The organism is Thermococcus aciditolerans, assembly GCF_008152015.1.
Classification (GTDB): Archaea; Methanobacteriota_B; Thermococci; order Thermococcales; family Thermococcaceae; genus Thermococcus; species Thermococcus celericrescens.
The window spans coordinates 168707-185975 of sequence record NZ_CP041932.1 but is presented as its reverse complement, the minus strand read 5'-3'; the positions used below and the strand labels follow the sequence as shown (position 1 = coordinate 185975).

The 17269-nt window shown below is 57.3% G+C and carries 16 protein-coding genes; 11 read left to right on the top strand and 5 right to left on the bottom strand.

The features are described from left to right. Nucleotides 1-123: 123 nt before the first annotated feature. The 3 genes from FPV09_RS00985 (at nt 124) to FPV09_RS00975 (ending at nt 4441) form a co-directional block, all read left to right on the top strand. Nucleotides 124-1899 (top strand): ribosome biogenesis/translation initiation ATPase RLI, encoded by a 1776-nt coding sequence (locus FPV09_RS00985; RefSeq protein WP_148882037.1) that lies wholly within the window; start codon nt 124-126, stop codon nt 1897-1899. Nucleotides 1900-2120: 221 nt separating this feature from the next. Next, nucleotides 2121-3308: a cell wall-binding repeat-containing protein gene (locus FPV09_RS00980; RefSeq protein ID WP_148882036.1), complete on the top strand. Its 1188-nt coding sequence runs from the start codon at nt 2121-2123 to the stop codon at nt 3306-3308. A 140-nt stretch (nt 3309-3448) separates the two neighbouring features. Continuing rightward, nucleotides 3449-4441 carry an AIR synthase family protein gene (locus FPV09_RS00975; RefSeq protein WP_148882035.1) on the top strand — a complete coding sequence of 331 codons (993 nt, stop codon included), beginning with the start codon at nt 3449-3451 and terminating at the stop codon, nt 4439-4441. A 6-nt stretch (nt 4442-4447) separates the two neighbouring features. Here FPV09_RS00975 and FPV09_RS00970 read toward each other — a convergent pair whose 3' ends face one another. Then, the gene (locus FPV09_RS00970) at nt 4448-5320 is read right to left on the bottom strand and encodes a type I restriction endonuclease (protein WP_148882034.1); all 873 of its coding nucleotides are present in this window, start codon (nt 5318-5320) and stop codon (nt 4448-4450) included. A gap of 82 nt (nt 5321-5402) precedes the next feature. Between FPV09_RS00970 and FPV09_RS00965 the strand changes: the two genes are divergently transcribed. Genes FPV09_RS00965 through FPV09_RS00955 form a run of 3 tightly spaced genes read left to right on the top strand, consistent with a single transcriptional unit; the run spans nt 5403 to nt 8163 of the window. After that, the gene (locus FPV09_RS00965) at nt 5403-6194 is read left to right on the top strand and encodes a class II glutamine amidotransferase (RefSeq protein ID WP_246112278.1); all 792 of its coding nucleotides are present in this window, start codon (nt 5403-5405) and stop codon (nt 6192-6194) included. 44 nt (nt 6195-6238) lie between these two features. Next, nucleotides 6239-6646, top strand: coding sequence for a CBS domain-containing protein (locus FPV09_RS00960; RefSeq protein ID WP_148882033.1), 408 nt, complete (start codon nt 6239-6241; stop codon nt 6644-6646). A gap of 5 nt (nt 6647-6651) precedes the next feature. Next, complete coding sequence (locus tag FPV09_RS00955) at nt 6652-8163, top strand: metallophosphoesterase family protein (protein WP_148883578.1); 1512 nt, start codon at nt 6652-6654, stop codon at nt 8161-8163. Here the strand turns inward: FPV09_RS00955 and FPV09_RS00950 are convergent. After that, nucleotides 8153-9043, bottom strand: coding sequence for a 2-phosphoglycerate kinase (locus FPV09_RS00950; protein WP_148882032.1), 891 nt, complete (start codon nt 9041-9043; stop codon nt 8153-8155). The two genes, FPV09_RS00955 and FPV09_RS00950, sit on opposite strands and share 11 nt — an antisense overlap. Then, complete coding sequence (locus tag FPV09_RS00945) at nt 9040-10347, bottom strand: 2,3-diphosphoglycerate synthetase (protein ID WP_148882031.1); 1308 nt, start codon at nt 10345-10347, stop codon at nt 9040-9042. Before FPV09_RS00945 ends, FPV09_RS00950 begins: the two co-directional genes overlap by 4 nt. 179 nt (nt 10348-10526) lie before the next feature. Between FPV09_RS00945 and FPV09_RS00940 the strand changes: the two genes are divergently transcribed. Together FPV09_RS00940 and FPV09_RS00935 are read left to right on the top strand one after the other, a co-directional pair. Next, nucleotides 10527-10706: a hypothetical protein gene (locus FPV09_RS00940; protein WP_148882030.1), complete on the top strand. Its 180-nt coding sequence runs from the start codon at nt 10527-10529 to the stop codon at nt 10704-10706. Between the two features lie 77 nt (nt 10707-10783). Beyond that, on the top strand, nt 10784-11662 hold the full coding sequence (locus FPV09_RS00935; RefSeq protein WP_148882029.1) for an MBL fold metallo-hydrolase: 879 nt from the start codon (nt 10784-10786) through the stop codon (nt 11660-11662). A gap of 8 nt (nt 11663-11670) precedes the next feature. Here FPV09_RS00935 and cas4 read toward each other — a convergent pair whose 3' ends face one another. Both cas4 and FPV09_RS00925 read right to left on the bottom strand, forming a co-directional pair. Continuing rightward, nucleotides 11671-12312, bottom strand: coding sequence for a CRISPR-associated protein Cas4 (gene cas4 / locus FPV09_RS00930; RefSeq protein ID WP_148882028.1), 642 nt, complete (start codon nt 12310-12312; stop codon nt 11671-11673). 168 nt (nt 12313-12480) lie between these two features. Next, complete coding sequence (locus tag FPV09_RS00925; protein ID WP_148883577.1) at nt 12481-12816, bottom strand: PIN domain-containing protein; 336 nt, start codon at nt 12814-12816, stop codon at nt 12481-12483. A 470-nt stretch (nt 12817-13286) separates the two neighbouring features. Here FPV09_RS00925 and FPV09_RS00920 point away from each other — a divergent pair, with 470 nt between their 5' ends. The 3 genes from FPV09_RS00920 to FPV09_RS00910 all read left to right on the top strand — a co-directional run bounded on the left by FPV09_RS00920 (nt 13287) and on the right by FPV09_RS00910 (nt 17267). Further along, a complete protein-coding gene (locus FPV09_RS00920; protein ID WP_148882027.1) occupies nt 13287-14168 on the top strand; it encodes a hypothetical protein in 882 nt (293 codons plus the stop codon). 99 nt (nt 14169-14267) lie between these two features. Continuing rightward, nucleotides 14268-15113, top strand: coding sequence for a tRNA(Phe) (4-demethylwyosine(37)-C(7)) aminocarboxypropyltransferase Taw2 (gene taw2, locus FPV09_RS00915; RefSeq protein ID WP_148882026.1), 846 nt, complete (start codon nt 14268-14270; stop codon nt 15111-15113). 252 nt (nt 15114-15365) lie between these two features. Further along, nucleotides 15366-17267, top strand: coding sequence for an aldehyde ferredoxin oxidoreductase family protein (locus FPV09_RS00910; RefSeq protein ID WP_148882025.1), 1902 nt, complete (start codon nt 15366-15368; stop codon nt 17265-17267). Nucleotides 17268-17269: the final 2 nt, after the last annotated feature.

The window sequence follows — 17269 nt, the reverse complement described above, 5'->3', positions numbered from 1 at the left end:
AAGTAGCGGGCGTGCTTCTACTAGACAACCCCTGCCCATTGAAAAGATGGGGCGGACGACAAGAGGGGCAGTATCCCGCAACCCTTTAAAACCCTCTCCCTCAGCCTAACCCGGTGGTGAGTGATGAGGATAGCGGTCATCGATTACGACAGGTGCAATCCGGACAAGTGCGGCAACTTCCTGTGTGAGAGGGTTTGCCCCGTCAATCGAATGGGCGGAGAGGCGATAATCATAGACGAGGAGAACTACCGCCCGGTGATTCAGGAGGCGAGCTGTACGGGCTGCGGAATCTGTGTGCATAAGTGTCCCTTCAACGCGATAACCATAGTGAACCTCCCGGATGAGCTTGAGGAGGGCTGCGTCCACCGCTATGGAGTAAACGCCTTCGTCCTCTACAGGCTTCCGGTGGTCAAGGACGGCATGGTCGTCGGTATCCTCGGACCGAACGGAACCGGTAAGACCACCGCGGTTAAGATACTCGCCGGCCAGCTCCTGCCGAACCTCTGCGGCGACAACGAGGATTGGGACAACGTCATCAGGGCATTCCGCGGCAACGAGCTCCAGAACTACTTCGAGAAGCTCAAGAACCGGCAGATTAAACCTGTAGTCAAGCCCCAGTACGTGGACTTAATCCCCAAGGCGGTTAAGGGCAAGGTTCGGGACCTGCTCAAGAGGGCCGACGAGACAGGCAAGTTAGAGGAGGTCGTAAGGGAGCTCGAGCTGGAGAACGTCCTCGACAGGGACATAAAACACCTCTCCGGCGGTGAGCTTCAGCGCGTGGCCATAGCCGCGGCGATACTCAGGGACGCGCACTTCTACTTCTTCGATGAGCCGTCCAGTTACCTCGACATAAAGCAGAGGCTCAAGGTGGCCAGGATAATCCGCCATCTGGCAGATTCGGGCAAGGCGGTTCTCACCGTTGAGCACGACCTGGCGGTCTTGGATTACCTCAGCGATGTTATCCACGTCGTCTACGGTAAGCCCGGCGCCTACGGTATATTCTCCCAGCCGAAGGGCACGCGCAACGGAATAAACGAGTTCCTGCGCGGCTACCTGAAGGACGAGAACGTCCGCTTCAGGCCTCAGGAGATAAGGTTCACCAAATCCAGCGAGAGGAAGAGCCAGGAGGGCGAGATACTGGTTGAGTACCCGAGGCTGGTGAAGGACTACGGCGGCTTCAGGCTTGAGGCTGAGCCCGGAACGCTCTACATGGGCGAGGTTGTGAGCATCGTCGGCCCCAACGGAATCGGTAAGACGACCTTCGTGAAGATGCTCGCAGGCGTCGAGAAGCCCACCGAGGGAGAGGTCGATTGGGAGCTGAAGGTTTCCTACAAGCCGCAGTACATCAAGGTTGATTATGATGGGACCGTCTACGATCTCCTGAGCAAGATAAACGCGGGGAAGCTCCTCAACAGCTTCTACAAGACGGAACTTCTCAACCCGCTCGGCGTTCCGGATCTCTACGACAAACAGGTGAACGAGCTGTCGGGCGGTGAGCTTCAGAGGGTTGCAATAACCGCGGCCCTCATCCGCGACGCGGACCTGTACCTGCTCGACGAGCCCTCAGCCTACCTCGACGTCGAGCAGAGGTTGGCGGTTTCGAGGGCGATAAGGCACCTGATGGAGAAGGAGGGCAAGACCGCCCTTGTCGTCGAGCACGACGTTCTCATGATAGACTACATCAGCGACAGACTCATGGTCTTCGAGGGCGAACCCGGAAAGCACGGCAAAGCTTTGCCGCCCACCGGGATGCGCGATGGAATGAACCGCTTCCTCGCGGGGGTCGGCATAACCTTCAGACGCGACCCGGACACGGGCAGGCCCAGGGCCAACAAGGAGAACAGCGTCAAGGACAGGGAGCAGAAGGAGATGGGCGAGTACTACTACGTCGCCCCATGATTCTTTTTCTGTTTACTCTCCCCCACACCCTCCGCAGCCAAAACCACCGGGTTTTGTGCCTCTGTAAACTTAAATAAACGTTGGCTAACGTTGTTTAACGATAAGCTATGAAAAAGCCCGTAAAGAGGGATTATGCTGAACAAACATGAATCTAAGACTACGATTTCGTGAAAAAAGCTTAAATATAACAGTCTTCAAAAAGAAAAGCGAGGTGAAGCGCCATGGTGTGGAAAAAAGCTATTGCATTGCTCTTTGGTCTGATGATGGTGGCGACGACCGTGTCCTTCGGCCATGCCTCCGCCGCGGATACCAGCGTGACCGTCATACTCGTCAGCGACAACGAGGCTGACTGCACACTGGCCCAGTACCTCGCCAACATGACCGGCGCGGTGGTCGTGACGACCCCCTGGGGGATCTATGACCCGAACGTCACGGCGAGCGTGATGAGCTACGGCCCGGATAATGTTATAATAATCGGCGGACCCAATGCCGTCGTCGATAGGTACCTGGATGACCTTGAGGAGCTCAACATCACCGTCGAGCGCTGGTGGGGCAGGAACCGGTACGAGACCAATCTGGCGGTCATAGGAAACGCAACCGCCAAGCTCAGGATAAAGTTTGAGAACAATGTGATAGTGGTTCCCGGCAACGACACCGCCGCGATCAAGGTCGCCCTCAGGAAGGCCGTGAAGGTTCACGGGGTGATAATCTTCGCCAACGACACCACCAACATAACCAGAGTCATGATGAAGATAGAGGCCCACCCGAAGAACATGACCCTCATCAGAAGCCAAGTCATGATGGAAATGGCCGAGAGACTCAGGGAGAGGTTCGAGAACCGCGTCGGGGCCAACGTCACAGAGATCGATGTCAACATAACCCCTGAGATGGCGATGGAGGCCATCAACACGAGCGAAGAGCGCATTGCCTCCGCCGAGGAACTGCTCGCGAACGTTACCCTGCCGCCCCAGATGGACCGGGTCGCGGAGAAGATGCTGAACCTCGCCAAGAAGGAGCTTGAGAGAGCCAGGAACGCCTATGACAACGGTGAGTACGGAAGGGCCTACGGGCAGGCGACGGCCGCAAAGGCCCACGCCGAGTTCGTCATAAGGATGGCCTCGAAGGAGTGGCAGAACAGGGTGAGGATCGACGCCGCTGTGATGGCGAGGGTGTTCCTGCACCGCGTGGAGATACAGCTCAGGATCATGGAGAAGTCGGGAATGAACGTCACCAAGGTAGAGACCCTCGTTGACCAGCTCAAGACCGCCATCGAGAACAAGGACTACGACGCTATCGATGCCCTGATGGCGCAGATCAGGCAGGAGCTGCTCCAGATGTACGCCCACGGAAAAGGCAAGTTCAGGGAGCACATCCTTCTCCCGGACCGTGCCGGACGCTGGCAGCCGTGAGGGCTGCCCTCCCCCGTTCTTTCATATTCTCGCCGCTCCGCCCGACAGTCCACGTATTCTGAAACACTCATCCTCGGGCAAAGTCTTTAAGCATTCACCTGTTATGTCGTACAGACACAAAGGAATTCAGGGGGATCAAGATGCTGCCTGTGGGTAAAATTCCACCGGAAAAACTCAGAGAGCTTGTTTTCAACCGCCTCGGGGCCAGGGGGGAGAGGGTGATAATCGGGGCCGACCTCGGGGTGGATGCGGCCGCGATAGACTTCGGAGAGACGGTTCTCGTTGCATCGACCGACCCCATAACCGGTGCCGGGGAGGGAATAGGTTTCTACGCGGTTCACGTCAACGCCAACGACGTGGCCACCTTTGGGGCCAGACCGAAGTGGTTCCTCGCTTCAATTCTCCTCCCCGAGAACTCCGACGAGGCCATCCTCTCGGGGATAATGGAGGAGCTCCACAGGAGCGCCGCAAAACTCGGCGTCGCCATAGTGGGCGGCCACACGGAGGTGACGCCGGGCCTCGACAGGCCGATAGTCGTCGGGACGATGCTCGGAGAGGTGCCAAGGGGAAAGCTCGTGACGTCGAACGGCTCGAAGCCCGGGGACGCGATAATACTCACCAAGTGGGCCGGCCTTGAGGGAACGTCGATAATAGCGGGCGAGAGGGCGGAGGAGCTTGAGAGGGCTTTCGGAAGGGAGTTCGTCAAGAAGGCGAGGAAGTTCATCGAGATGATAAGCGTCGTGGAAGATGCCCTCACGGCCAACGAGGTCGGCGTTCACGCCATGCACGACCCGACGGAGGGAGGAATAGCGAACGGCCTTCACGAGATGGCCGACGCCGCCGGCCTGGGCTTCAGGGTGCACCTCGAGAGAATACCCATACGAGAGGAGACGCTCGGAATATGCCGCTTCTACGGTCTAAACCCCCTCGCCCTGATAAGCTCCGGGGCCCTGATGATAGCCGCCCCGAGGGACGGCGTGGATGAAATCCTAAACGCCCTCGGAGAGAAGGGCATAAACGCCTCCGTCATAGGAGAGTTTGTGGAAGACCCCGGCGTCAGGGTCATCGTTGAGAACGGTGAAGAGAGGCCCCTTGAGAGACCTGAGAGCGACGAGCTCTGGAAGGTGGTCTGAGCCCCATCAAATCTCAACCGATATCCTCAGCTTTTCCTCTTCCTCCAGCTTTTTGAGTACACCCAGGGCGGTCTCGGGGCTGAGCGACATTCTCCTGATGTGCTCGTAGGCCCTCCGTATCTCCTCCCGCTCGTACCCCTGGGCGCGCTTCTCCAGATACAGCAGGACGGAGAGAAGAACCCCCTTGATGCTCCTTTCCTGGAGGGGAAGGAGCTTCCATCCACCGTCATAGACATAGGCTGCCTTGGGCGTCTCGTCCCCCTTCAGCTCCCCAACGGGAACCGTGTTCATGCCCTCCCGCGACGTCAGGTACTCGATCAGCATCTCCTCGGAGTAGCCCTCCTGCCTGAGCCCCAGAAAGCTCAGTTCAAGCGCCCTCAGAAGGGAGGCAACCCTCTCCATCTCGGTTATCCTGGACTTCGAGAGAATAGACAGCTTCAGCACGGCCTTCTCAAGGGGCTCTTCCTCGATGTTGACGGTGACGAGAACCCTGTCCCTCAGACGGGAGCCCTCTTCAAAGGCCTTCACCGCTATCCACACGGCACCGTTCGTGAGGATGCCGTATTTAACGCCGGAGTTGAAGCAGTAGCGCGCCAGCTGGCGGAGGGGCTCGTCCCGTTTGATTATGTTAACCCCGAGGTTCTTGGCCTCGACGTAGGCAAAGACCTCGCCGTTGAGGATGAGCGCGTAGTCCGCCCTCCCGTCCTCCGTCCGCTCCTCCGGTCTGACCTCTTCGGGGTTGTTCCAGTCCCATCCCAGTGCCTGAAAGACCTCCCCTATGAGGTGCTGCTTCACCGCCTCCTCGTTCTTGGCGTAGAGTTCCCTGTGTGAACGGATTTTCCTCCTGACGCTGGCCACGGCCTTGGTAAGTCCCTCCATGCCCATACCCCCGACCGCTTTAGTGCTCTCCCCACGACCTAAAAGCTTTTGGGCGGTGGGTTCAAATTGCTCCGGTGGGACTATGTGCCGCATAATGTTTGCAGCAGGTGACGGAAAGCGGATTCGTCCGCTGCTGGATGCCCTGGTAAGGTCCTCCGAAAATGACCCGTACAAGGAGCGGAGGGGAAGGGGGAATCAGCACAGGGACGGATGGGGGTACGTCCTCCTGAAGGAGGGTTCGGTGAAGCACTACCGCTCGCTGAGGCCCATATTTGAGGACGCCGCCGCCCTCGGTTCCCTCAGAGAGGAGTTTGAGGGCTTCACCGTGCTGATGGCCCACACGAGGGCGGCCAGTCAGGGGGCCAGGAACCTCTTCAACGTCCACCCGTTTGCATTTTCGTCCAGACACGGCTTCACGTTCTGGCTGCTTCACAACGGCGACCTTGACAAGGGGAGGATTATGGAGCTTGCCGAACTGGACGGGGAGGAGCTGGGGAACGTTTCCGACACCTACGCCTTCGCCACCTACCTGTGCAGGAGGCTCTCCAGCCCGTCGCTCGATGACGTTCTGGAGCAGTACCGGATCATCAACGGGACGATGAAGTCCCTCTTCAACACCGTCACCCTGTTCCAGGATTCCGGGGGAAGATTCTCCGCTTTCATAACCGCCAGCATGAGCGAGAAATATGCCGAGAACCCGCTGAACTACGACTACGGCAGGCTGCTCCTCATTGAAGGTGAGGACCTCTTCGCGGTGACGTCGTCAACCTTTGAGCTGTACCATCCCGCGGACTACCTGGTAATCCCAAACGGAACCGCGTTCTACGTCAGGCTTGGTGAGGACGGCTTCGACGTTGAGACCGTTCACCTGTGAAACGTTATATACGATGCCGCCCCACTTTTATTTTGGGTGGTAACATGGATGGGGACGCTCCGATCAAGGTTTACATGACGAGGAAACTGATAGGCGTTTCTCCGGACGACAGCGTAAAGCGCGCCTGCGAGGTTATGGTGGAGTTCGACATAGGCTCCCTGGTTGTCGTTGAAGAAAACAGGGTGGTGGGATTCTTCACAAAGAGCGACATAATCCGACGTGTCGTCATCCCGGGGCTGTCGAACGGCACCCCCGTCAGGGAGATAATGAGCGGGGAGCTGATAACAGTCGACGCGAACACTCCCGTGAGGGACGTCCTCAACCTGATGGCCAAGAAAGGGATCAAGCACATGCTCATCGAGGAGGATGGGGAGATAGTCGGCATATTCAGCCTGAGCGACCTGCTGACCGCCAGCCGGAGGCGGCTCGAGACAGCCATCGCGGCGGAGTGATGGTTATGATACGGATAGCGCACATAAGCGACACCCACATAACCGGCGAGAGCGCCTACAAGGGCTACGCCTACGACCTCATAGTCAACGACGTGAACCGCGGGGACTTCGACTTCGTGATACACACCGGTGACGTGACCAACCAGGGCCTCCGCGAGGAGTATGAGCGGGCCTCGTACGAGCTTGGAAAAATAAAGAAGCCGCTCGTTGTCATTCCTGGCAACCACGATGTCAGGAACGTCGGCTATGAACTGTTCGAGAAGTTCATAGGTCCGCTTAACGGCGTTTACGAGTTCCGCGACGGTGTCGTCATCTGGGTTGACTCGACCATACCCGACCTGAGCGACGGCAGGGTGGGCGGTCACAAGTTCCGGTGGCTCAAGTCGAGGCTCGAGGAGTACTCCGAGAAAAAGTTCAAAATCGTCGCCGCACACCATCACCTCGTCCCGCTGCCCGACACCGGGCGGGAGAGAAACGTTCTGTACAACGCCGGCGACGTCCTCGACCTCCTCCTCAGGCACGAGGTGGGCCTCTACACCTGCGGCCACAAGCACGTGCCCAACGTCTACCGCATCGAGGATATGGTGGTTGACAACGCGGGCTGCACATCCTGCAGGAAGACGAGGAAGGGGGACGTGAACAGCTACAACATCATCACCATCCACGACGACGGCAGGATCGAGGTTACGATAAAACGCGTGACCGGGGACGAGGTGCGGAAGGAACACAGACCCATAAAGCCGAAGATCTTCGTGCCCCGCGGGGAGCGCCTGCTCCGGATAGTCCAGATGAGTGAGAGCAACGTCTCGGACAGGATGTACTTCAGGAGGAAGGTACTCGAAAACGCGGTGCGCACCATAAACGAAAAGCTGAGGCCCGACATAGTGATCCACAACGGTGACATCGTGGATATGGGGATAGAGCGCTACTACGAGAAGGCCTACGAGTTCTACGAGAAGATCAAAGCGGAAAAGCTCGTCGTTCCCGGCCATAACGACATAACCTACCTGGGCTACGACCTGTTTCTGGAGTACTTCGGCGAACCGGAAATCGTGGAGATGAAGGGCTTCACGTTTCTTCCGGTGATAAGCGCCCAGTACGAAACTCCAATAGGGGTCGTCGGGCGGATAGGCCAGCGGAAAATAGCGAGGCACCTCGAGGAGTATCGCGAGAGCTTTACGGTGGTCGTTCTGCACCACAACATCATTCCGATTCCGCGGAGCAGGGAGGTGGGATTCCTCGAAGACGCCGGCGACGTGCTGAGGACATTGACGTGGGGGGAGGCCAACCTCGTGCTGACCGGCCATGGGGGCAACTCCTTCGCGGTCAAAGTTGAGAAAACACCCATAGTCAACGCGGGCTCAATAAGCTGGGAGCTCCACAGGAACCCCTTCGGAAACAGCTTCAACCTTATAGACATATACCCCGGAATGATAGTCGTCTTTGAGGTTCAGGCCACGTGGGGGAGCGGAAGGCTCCTTGGAATATGGAAGATAAAGGGCCCGTTCACCCCCTGACGTCTCTTCCCATCTTTCTCATCAGCCGCTCCATTATGTCCTCCATTATAACGTCCACCGTGCTCTCGAGTTCGACGTTGTTTATCACCCGAACCCCGTGCTCCCTGGCCATCTCCACGATGAAATCCTGTATCTCCATGATGGCGTCTATGTGCTCGATGTAGTACTCGGCGGGCCTCTTGCTGTAGCGCGCCCTTTCGTAGAACCTGGCCTCCAGGTCCCGCTTGCTCCCCACGGTTACCACGTACATGAAGTCCCTGTCGTTGAGCTCCACGTAGCCGGGAACCAGGTGTATGCCCTCGATGACCGTGTTGAAGCCCTCCTTGTGGGCCCTCTCAAGGACCGCCTTGAGGCCAACGGACACGTGACGGACCTGCTCCTCGAAGCCCCTGATCAGGGGGGAGTCCCTTCCCTTGACCCTGCCGGCGGCCGTCCAGGCGAGGAAGGACGATGTGTGGAGGTCGGGGAGAAGTTCGGGTGCTATTATCTTCCTCATGACCTCCCTTACCGTGTCAGTTCCTATAACGCTCCTTATGCCGAGGCGAAACGCCAGCTCGGTCGCTATCGTTGACTTCCCGACGCCCGTTGCCCCGCCAAGGAGAATGGTTATCGGCACCTTCAGGCGGCGGAGCTGGCGCCAGAACAGGTAGCGCTTAGCCGCCTCCCTGAGGCCGTGGTCAATGAGCTTCCTGTACGTCAGTTCCCGTATCTCCTCCGTGGTGACGAACTTGGCCTTCCTGGAATTCAGCTCCTTCTGAACCTCCGTGGCTATACTGTAGGCGATGCCAACGTCAACCCCCGCAAGGGTTATGGAGCGCGTGAGGATCCCCCTCGAGAACGGGAGTCTGGCCCTGCTCTCGGGGTCGGTTACGATTATCATCCTCTCCCCTCCAGTATCGAGCGGCCGAGCCTCAAAACGGCCCCTTTCAGGTCCTTTCCATCGATGTTGACCGGCTCGTTGTCCAGGTAGATCACCTCGATTCCCCTCTCAAGTGCCCACCTGGTAACAACGTCCACTGCGGCGGCCTTGAGCTCAACGGCCACCGCGTCGATGCCCTCAAATCCCTCCAGGTCTTTTCTCAGTGCGGGCCGCCTCGACAGGTTGCCGGAGGCATGGACGACATCCGCCCCCAGACCCTCGATGTACCTCCTCGCCCCCTCGAGGGCCAGCCCCGACGTCATCACAAGGGCCAGCCTCTTCCCGGAAACGTCCCCGAGGGGCCTCGGTTTGAACGCGGTCAAATGCACGTCCGCGTCGGGGTTAGTCTCCCGGATTATCCTCTCAAGCTCCCTCAGCCGCTCCGGGCGTACCGAGTCGGCCATCGTGACGACGACTATGTCCGCCAGAGAGAGCCTGAAGGGGCCGAAGTAGCCGCCTATGAAGTCGGACTTCTGGGCGGCGCTGACCATGAGGACGTACCCATCCGCACGGTACGCCGGAAACGTTGCCCCGCTGCCCTCGAGGATTATGAGGTCGTTTGGCAGGCTCTCCGCCAGCTTAACGCCCTCGTCCACAACGTCGAAGAAGGAAAACCCCGCCATGCCTCCCCCGCAGCGACGGCACCCTATGGTTGCAACACGTGAGGTGAGCGCGTTCTCAAAGTGGTCCGAGGCGGCGTGCTTCCCGCTCTCAGCGAGCTTGAGGAGGAACTCGGGGGTTATCTCAAACTTGTCCCCCTCTATCAGCTCCGGCTCTTCAGGACCTCCGCGGCCCATCGTGACTATGACGGGGTTGGCTATCTCCTTGAGGGTTCTGGCTATGAAGCCGCTGACCGCAGTCTTGCCGACCCTCTTCCCAGTCCCTATGACGGCAAGGCTCGGCTTTCTCGTCCTCTTCAGCTGCCTGGGGGTGAACGTGAAGTCCGCCCCCCTGTAGGTCACACCGTGGAGCATGCACAGGGATGCAATCCTAAACCTGTCCTCATAGTTCAGGACGGGCTCGTCGCTCAGGTCAACGACCTCGCAAACGTCGTTCTCCCTGAGGGCCCTCGCGAGGGCGGCAAGGTAGTTCCCCGCGTAATACACGGGAATCCCGAGCCTCTCCTCTATGTCACGAATGTCCCCAATCTTCTCGCTTCCGCCCAGAAAGACGGCGCAGCAGACGCCACCGAGCCGTTCCACCGCCCACGCGGTAACGTCGGGATAGTGTTCGCCGTCGATAAGGACGAGCCTCCGATTTTTCATGCCACCACCGTAACCACTATCTTCATAGAGCATTTAACATTTTGGAGTGCGCCCCAGTGGCACCTCTCCGGAGAGAATAGGTACACCACCCTGGGAACCGCAGGAAGGATTATAAACCCCAAGGAGGTATGATTATTGGCGGCCACTGAAAGCGGCCCCGCTGAAAGGAGGTGTATGAAATGGTTGAGATGATTGTTAAGAGCAAGGTTAAGGAGGCCGTTAAGGCCATCGACCCCGAGATGAGGGTCAACCCGGAGTTCTACGAGGCCCTTGAGGCCGAGATCAAGACCCTCGTTGAGAAGGCCGTCAAGAGGGCCAAGGACGAGGGCAAGAAGACCCTCTACCCGAGGCACGTTTGAGGCCTCTCCCTTTTCCTGCTTTTTCCATTCCATCGATGGCCTTTTATTCTCCTTTTCCTAACTTTCGCGGTGGTAACATGGCGCTGAGAGAGCTCGGAGATTCTATCTACCTATACCCGGGCAGTCCCTCCACCCTGATAAAGGTTCTCAGGGAAGGGGCGGTTCTGATCGACCCCGGCCACGGGAGCGGGCGGCACAAGGATCTGAAAAGGGAGGTTCGAAAGCTCGGGGTCGAAATAAAGGCCCAGCTTGCGACGCACGGCCACGCGGACCACATATCGGTTGCGCCGAGGATCGACGCTCCCCTGCTCATGCACCGCTTCGAGTTCTCGATAGCCGAGAGTCCGCTGAACAGGGAACTGCTCACCTTCGGCTCGAAGGCGCCGAACGGCTTCCTCGTCTTCCAGTTCCCCGATGAGGTCAAGGTTCATGCGGTTTTCGAGTGGGGTGACGAACCCTTCGGTCTCAAGTCTGTGAAGCTAAACGGACATTCCCCCGGCATGACCGGTTTCGTGGACGAAGCGGGCGGTGTCCTCTACGCGGGGGACGCCTTCTTCGGGGAGCGGGTTATAACCTCGGTCGGCCTGCCCTACATGGTCGACCCGGACCTATTCAAAGCTTCAATTGCAGAATTAAAGAATTATGCAGAAGATGGCTTTCTCCTGATACCCTCCCACGGCAGGCCGGTGGAGGGGGAGGCACTCGAACTGCTCGACTTCAACCTCACCCGTGTCGAGGAGACAGAAAGCCTCATCCTGGACATCCTGCGGGAGGGCCCGATGGGCATCGACGGTATCGCCTTCCGCATAATGAAGCACTACGGGGTCGAGGTCACGCCCCAGAAGCTCGCCCTCAACCTCGTCCCCGCCAGGGCCTTCATTGCGAAGCTCTACAACGAGGGAAAGGTGGGCGCGGTCGCTGATAACGGACTCAAATGGAGGGCGGAGAGGGGTTAGGGGGGCGCTCACTCATCGTCAGGATAGCACAGATAGCGGTAGGGGCAGAACCTGCACGTGTAGGAGTACTCTCCCTTCGGGGGCTTTCCTCTTTCGTAGGCCTTCTTGACTGAGTAGAAATGCTTGAGGGTCTCGCGGAAGAGCTTGCCGTCGTAGGGGACTTCAAAGGCCCTGAAGTTCGGCCCCTTTACGATGGGGAAGCGCGAAAAGTCGATCTTGCTTATCACCTTCATAGGTTCCTCGTGGAGCTTTATGTAGTAGAGATAGCCGTACTCCGCCTCCGCCCAGCGCATGTAAATGTTGAGCTGGGCCATGTGGTAGTCATAGGGTTTGGTGGGGAGGCTGGTCTTGCCCTTTATCTCGATCGGGAAGTCCCCTATGGCGTCTATCCTGCCGTGTATCTCGAAACCGAGTCTCTGGGACCTGAGAACGAGGTGCTTCTCAAGCTCGAAGCCGAAGCGTTTTTGCAGGATCTCACCGAGGACGTTGTGGGTATTTATGCCCTGGTTCAGCCGCACCTTCACAAACTCCGGCCACCTCTCGGGGTAGCCCTTGAGCCTGAAGTATATCCTCCTCGGGCACGTCAGGGCCTCGCTGGCGTAGAACTCGATGAAACCATCGTTCCCATTGCTTCCGTCATTTCCGGCCATTCCGTTCCCTCCAGGAAGGGGGGCGGGTCATCGGCCCGCGAACCTCTCCGCCCCTGCGTCAGCTAATACCGACGTCATCACCCATCAGACTGGGCAAGGGTCGTCATCCGCTTGGAAGGTTAGGGCTAACCCGGCATTTAAACCTTTGGGGGAAGGGAAAGAAAGGGGTCAAAGAATGGTGCCCCTCTTCCTCTTGAGCGAGTAGCTCAGGCCGTAAGCAGGCCAGATGCTCGGCGGCTGCTCGTAGTGGTGGAGGTTCCTCAGTATCTTCTCTGCGGTCTTTTTGTTCCTGGCCTTTACCCTCAGAACGCCGTCCTCGAGTTCAACCGTTCCGTTGGACAGCCTCAGGGTGAGCTTCGAGCCGTTCACTTCGGGCCTGGCCTTCATTAAAAGCTCCCTGTAGTCCTCGTATGCCTCCCTGCTGAGCTTCTGCTCAAGAAAGACGGGTTTCTCACGTGACTTAAACAGACGGGAGAACCAACTACTTGAAGGTTCTTCATCCATACTCCTCATCTACCCCCGGAGGATTTCTCGTTTTAAATTCGCCGTTCCGCTTTTTAAGGCTTTCTCCTCGCTTTTTGCCGAAACGGCAAGCTTGTACAACTTCTTTCAATTTCTTTTAGGATTCATATATTTGATCAAGTAATAAAAAAGTTTTTAGACACTAATTAATAAATAGTATCAAAAACACTCTGGAGGAATTTAAATGGCAACTTTCGGCCTGTGGTGGTTTAGCGTGGAGAACTGTAGATCATCTAATCCCACTTCTGCCCTCAGTTATGCCGGCGATTATCTACGGGCACAGAAAGATGTTCTTGGACACAAATTTTATCACAGGGCATACTACTTTAGTACAGACTTGAGAGTTATCGACAACATGGAAAGATATTGCCAGGATAGCCTAGGTGAACATTATGTCTAAACATTTCGTATTATTTCTTTTATTTCTTTTGATCATTTTCATCCCCCCTTTAGTGGCAGCGCAGAGCGATGGATTTATCACATCCATCCGCGTTTACCCCGGAGAATCCGACGCTTTCATCGTCGTTGAGTGGGACCTGGCGTATTATACGATGTGCCCAGGCACCGGCTCGGAGGAGAAACTATGTTATTGCTCACTCGATCCAACGTTTTTCAGGTGCTATGTGTTTTACTTCAACGGGAGCAACGTTGCCTACGTCCCCCAGCTCTCCAATGTGGATGTAGAAATCGGGTTTAGCCATTCGAACTCATCGTGGAGGATGGCCTACATGTTCGGTGAAATAAAGCCTGGGCTTCCGGAGGCAAACGAGTCGAATTACTACGAAATCCATCCGGGGAAGGCATGCGTTCGTCCATTAGGTAACCTGTCCTATCTATTTCGCCCGTATCATGGAATTCCGGGTAGAGTGGAAGGAGATACCCTCGTTTTTTCTAACGGCTCCCAGACATACAGAGTTCCGCTGGAAAACCTGAAAGGCTACGTACTGTTAAAATCCGACTACGACAATTTCAGGGCAGTTTTTCTCAAAAACGGGGTTCTGTTCTATGTCCCTTTTTATGAGGGGACGACGGATTATGGATATCCAAATGTTATAATACACGGAAGGGGAAACTGTTCCCCTGATAATCTCATGGTCGAAAATGTGGATAAACTGAACCCCATCGTTCTGTTTTTCTACGACGGAGATGAGCTCAAAACTTTTCCCCTCTACCGGATAACATACGATGATTCCCCCGATCTCAGGCCAGAGGTTTTGATCAATATGACCCTTGATTTTTCGCAGTGTGAACGAGAAATATGTGGTAATGGGATCATATTAGTCATCTCATTGCTCGCATTCGCCTTTGTGCTGTGGACAAGCAGGAGGCACTGAGTCAGAAAATGCTTTCTATTTCAATCTTGGAAACATTATGGGACTTATGACAGGTAGTGGGCAAAGGTTTAAAACCCCCGCCTAAGGATTAGACGTGAAATGGGACAAAGGAACACCAAACTAATCAAACCCCGCATTCGGAAAACGTTGTCCCGTGAACTCCCCGGGGAGTTAGTTGAGATGCTCCCCAAGCACTGGGTTCAGATAGGCGATGTACTGATCCTCCCGCTTCGGCAGGAGCTTGAGCCGTACAAGCACCGCATCGCCGAGGTCTATGCCCAGGTAATCGGGGTCAAAACCGTCCTGAGGAAGGGCAGGATAGGCGGTGAGTTCCGCGAGACGAACTACGAGGTTCTCTACGGGAGCGATACGGTAACGGTGCACATTGAGAACGGAATCAGATACAAGCTGGACGTTGCCAAAGTCATGTTCTCCCCCGCCAACGTCAAGGAGCGCGTTAGAATGGCCAGGGTTGCAAGGCCGGGCGAGCTGGTCGTGGACATGTTCGCCGGAATCGGACACCTCAGCCTCCCGATGGCTGTCCACGGGAAGGCCAGGGTCATTGCAATAGAGAAGAGCCCGTACACATTCCAGTTCCTCGTCGAGAATATCGAGCTGAACCGGGTTCAGGACAGGATGACGGCCTACAACATCGACAACCGCGACTTCCCGGGGGAGAACGTAGCCGACAGGATTCTGATGGGCTACGTCGTTACGACCCATGAGTTCATCCCCAAGGCCCTGAGCATAGCTAAGGATGAAGCGATAATACACTACCACAACACGGTGCCCGAGAGGCTGATGCCGGAGGAGCCCTTCAGAACGTTCCAGGAAATCGCGAGGGAGTACGGCTACGAGACCGAGAAGCTCAACGAACTGGTAATCAAGCGCTACGCTCCTGGGGTCTGGCACGTCGTCGTTGACGTGAGGGTCTTCAAGAGATGAACCCTTCTTCTATGTTCCTGTTGAAAGGCGCTATCCCAACCGAACGGCGGCGTTCCAGCGGCCGTTTAAACTTTCTCCATTAGGTTCATCCATGGAACTTTCTGTTCCATCGGACAAACTTTTGGTCCGTTGTGTCGGAGGCGGTTCGTCGGTGGTTAACAATTGAACTTAACTTAACATATGCTGTGAAACGCTTCCTTTTGCGAAGACCTTATATCCTCCAACCCGAAAATCTTTCGAGGTGATTCTGAAATGGAGGCAAAAGGCGGCTACTGGGGCAAGATTCTGAGGGTCAACCTGACCACCAGGGAGGTCAAGGTTGAGCCCCTCCCCGAGGAGTTCCCGAGGAAGTACCTCGGCGGCGTTGGCTTTGGAACCAGGGTTCTCTACGACGAGGTCCCGGCGGGCGCGGACCCCCTCGGGCCCGAGAACAAGATGATAATCACGCCCGGTCTGTTCGTTGATACCGGCATTGGAACCGGCTCTAAGACTGCCTTCAACTTCAAGAGCCCGCTCACCGGCGGCTATGGAAGGGCCATGGCCGGTGCCGAGATGGGCGTTCAGCTCAAGAGGGCAGGCTACGACATGCTCATCGTAGAGGGAGGGAGCGATGAACCCGTCATGCTCATCATCAACGACGATGACGTCGAGATCGTTCCCGCCGATGGCTACTGGGGCCTCACCACCGGCGAGGCCAGGTCCAAGGCCAAGGAGGAGTACCCCGGCTACGCGACCGCGTTCATCGGACCCGCGGGTGAGAGACTCAGCCTCATCTCGACAATCGAGACCGATGACAGGCAGGCCGCCCGTGGAGGACCCGGTGCCGTCCTCGGAAGCAAGAAGCTCAAGGGTATCCTTGTGAAGGGCAGCAAGAAGGCCCCGATAGCCAGCCCCGAGAAGTTCCGCGAGCTCCTGAAGGAGTGGGCCCTCGTCTTCAAGGACCACCCGGCCACCAAGGCGGACATGGACTACGGAAGCGGTGAGTTCCTCGACTGGATGAACCGCGAGCGCGGTACCTTCCCGACCAGGAACTGGCAGATGGGCTTCTTCAAGAAGGCTTACGAGAGGGCCAAGGAGGAGGGCAGGGAGCACATCGGAATCGACCCGTACTTCTGGGCGCCGAAGTACCGCGCGGGAAGGAAGCCGTGCCCGATGTGCAACAAGCCGTGCAGCCAGTACGTCAGGGTGGAGAGCGAGAAGTGGGGCAGCTTCATGGTGGACGGTCCCGAGTACGAGACCCTCTACTCCTTCGGCGGCGTCCTTGAGCTCGACGACTTCGAGACCGTTGCCTACCTCAACTACCTCGCAGACCAGCTCGGCCTCGACACCATCTCCGCCGGTGTCACCATCGCCTGGGCCATGGAGGCCTACGAGCGCGGATTGCTCACCAAGGAAGAGGCCGACGGCATCGAGCTCACCTTCGGCAACGGAGAGGCAGCGGTCGAGGCCCTCAGGAAGATGGCCTACCGCGAGGGCAACCTCGGAAAGCTCCTCGCCGACGGTGTCAAGAGGGCCAGCGAGAGGCTCGGAAAGGGCAGCGAGAAGTTCGCCATGCACGTCAAGGGCATGGAGCCGCCTGCCTACGACGTCCGCGGTATAAAGGGAATGGCGCTCGCCTTCGCCGTGAACGTCCGCGGTGCCGACCACCTGACCAGCGGCGCCTACGGAACCGAGCTCGTCGGCAGGTGGTGGAAGTTCGACGGCGTTGACAGGACCAGGGGCGAGAACAAGGGATTCGAGATCGCCTTCCACGAGAACCTCATGGCGGTCTACGACGCCACCGGAACGTGCAAGTTCTCAAGGCACATGTACTTCCTCGAGGGCTTCCCGCCGCTCGTCGAGGCCATCACCGGCATGAACATCGGCGAGGCCGAGCTGATGGTCATCGGCGAGAGGATAATGAACATCGCCAGGGCCTTCAACGTCCGCGAGGGCTTCAGCAGGAAGGACGACACGCTCCCGTACAGAATCATGTGGGAGCCGATTCCGGAGGGTGTCAGCAAGGGTATGCATGTACCGCCGTGGGAGCTCGACAGGATGCTCGACGAGTACTATCAGGCCCGCGGCTGGAGCAGGGATGGAATCCCGACCAGGGCCAAGCTCATGGCCCTCGACCTTCCGGACATCGCGGAGGACATCGGGGCCGGGGTTTGAAG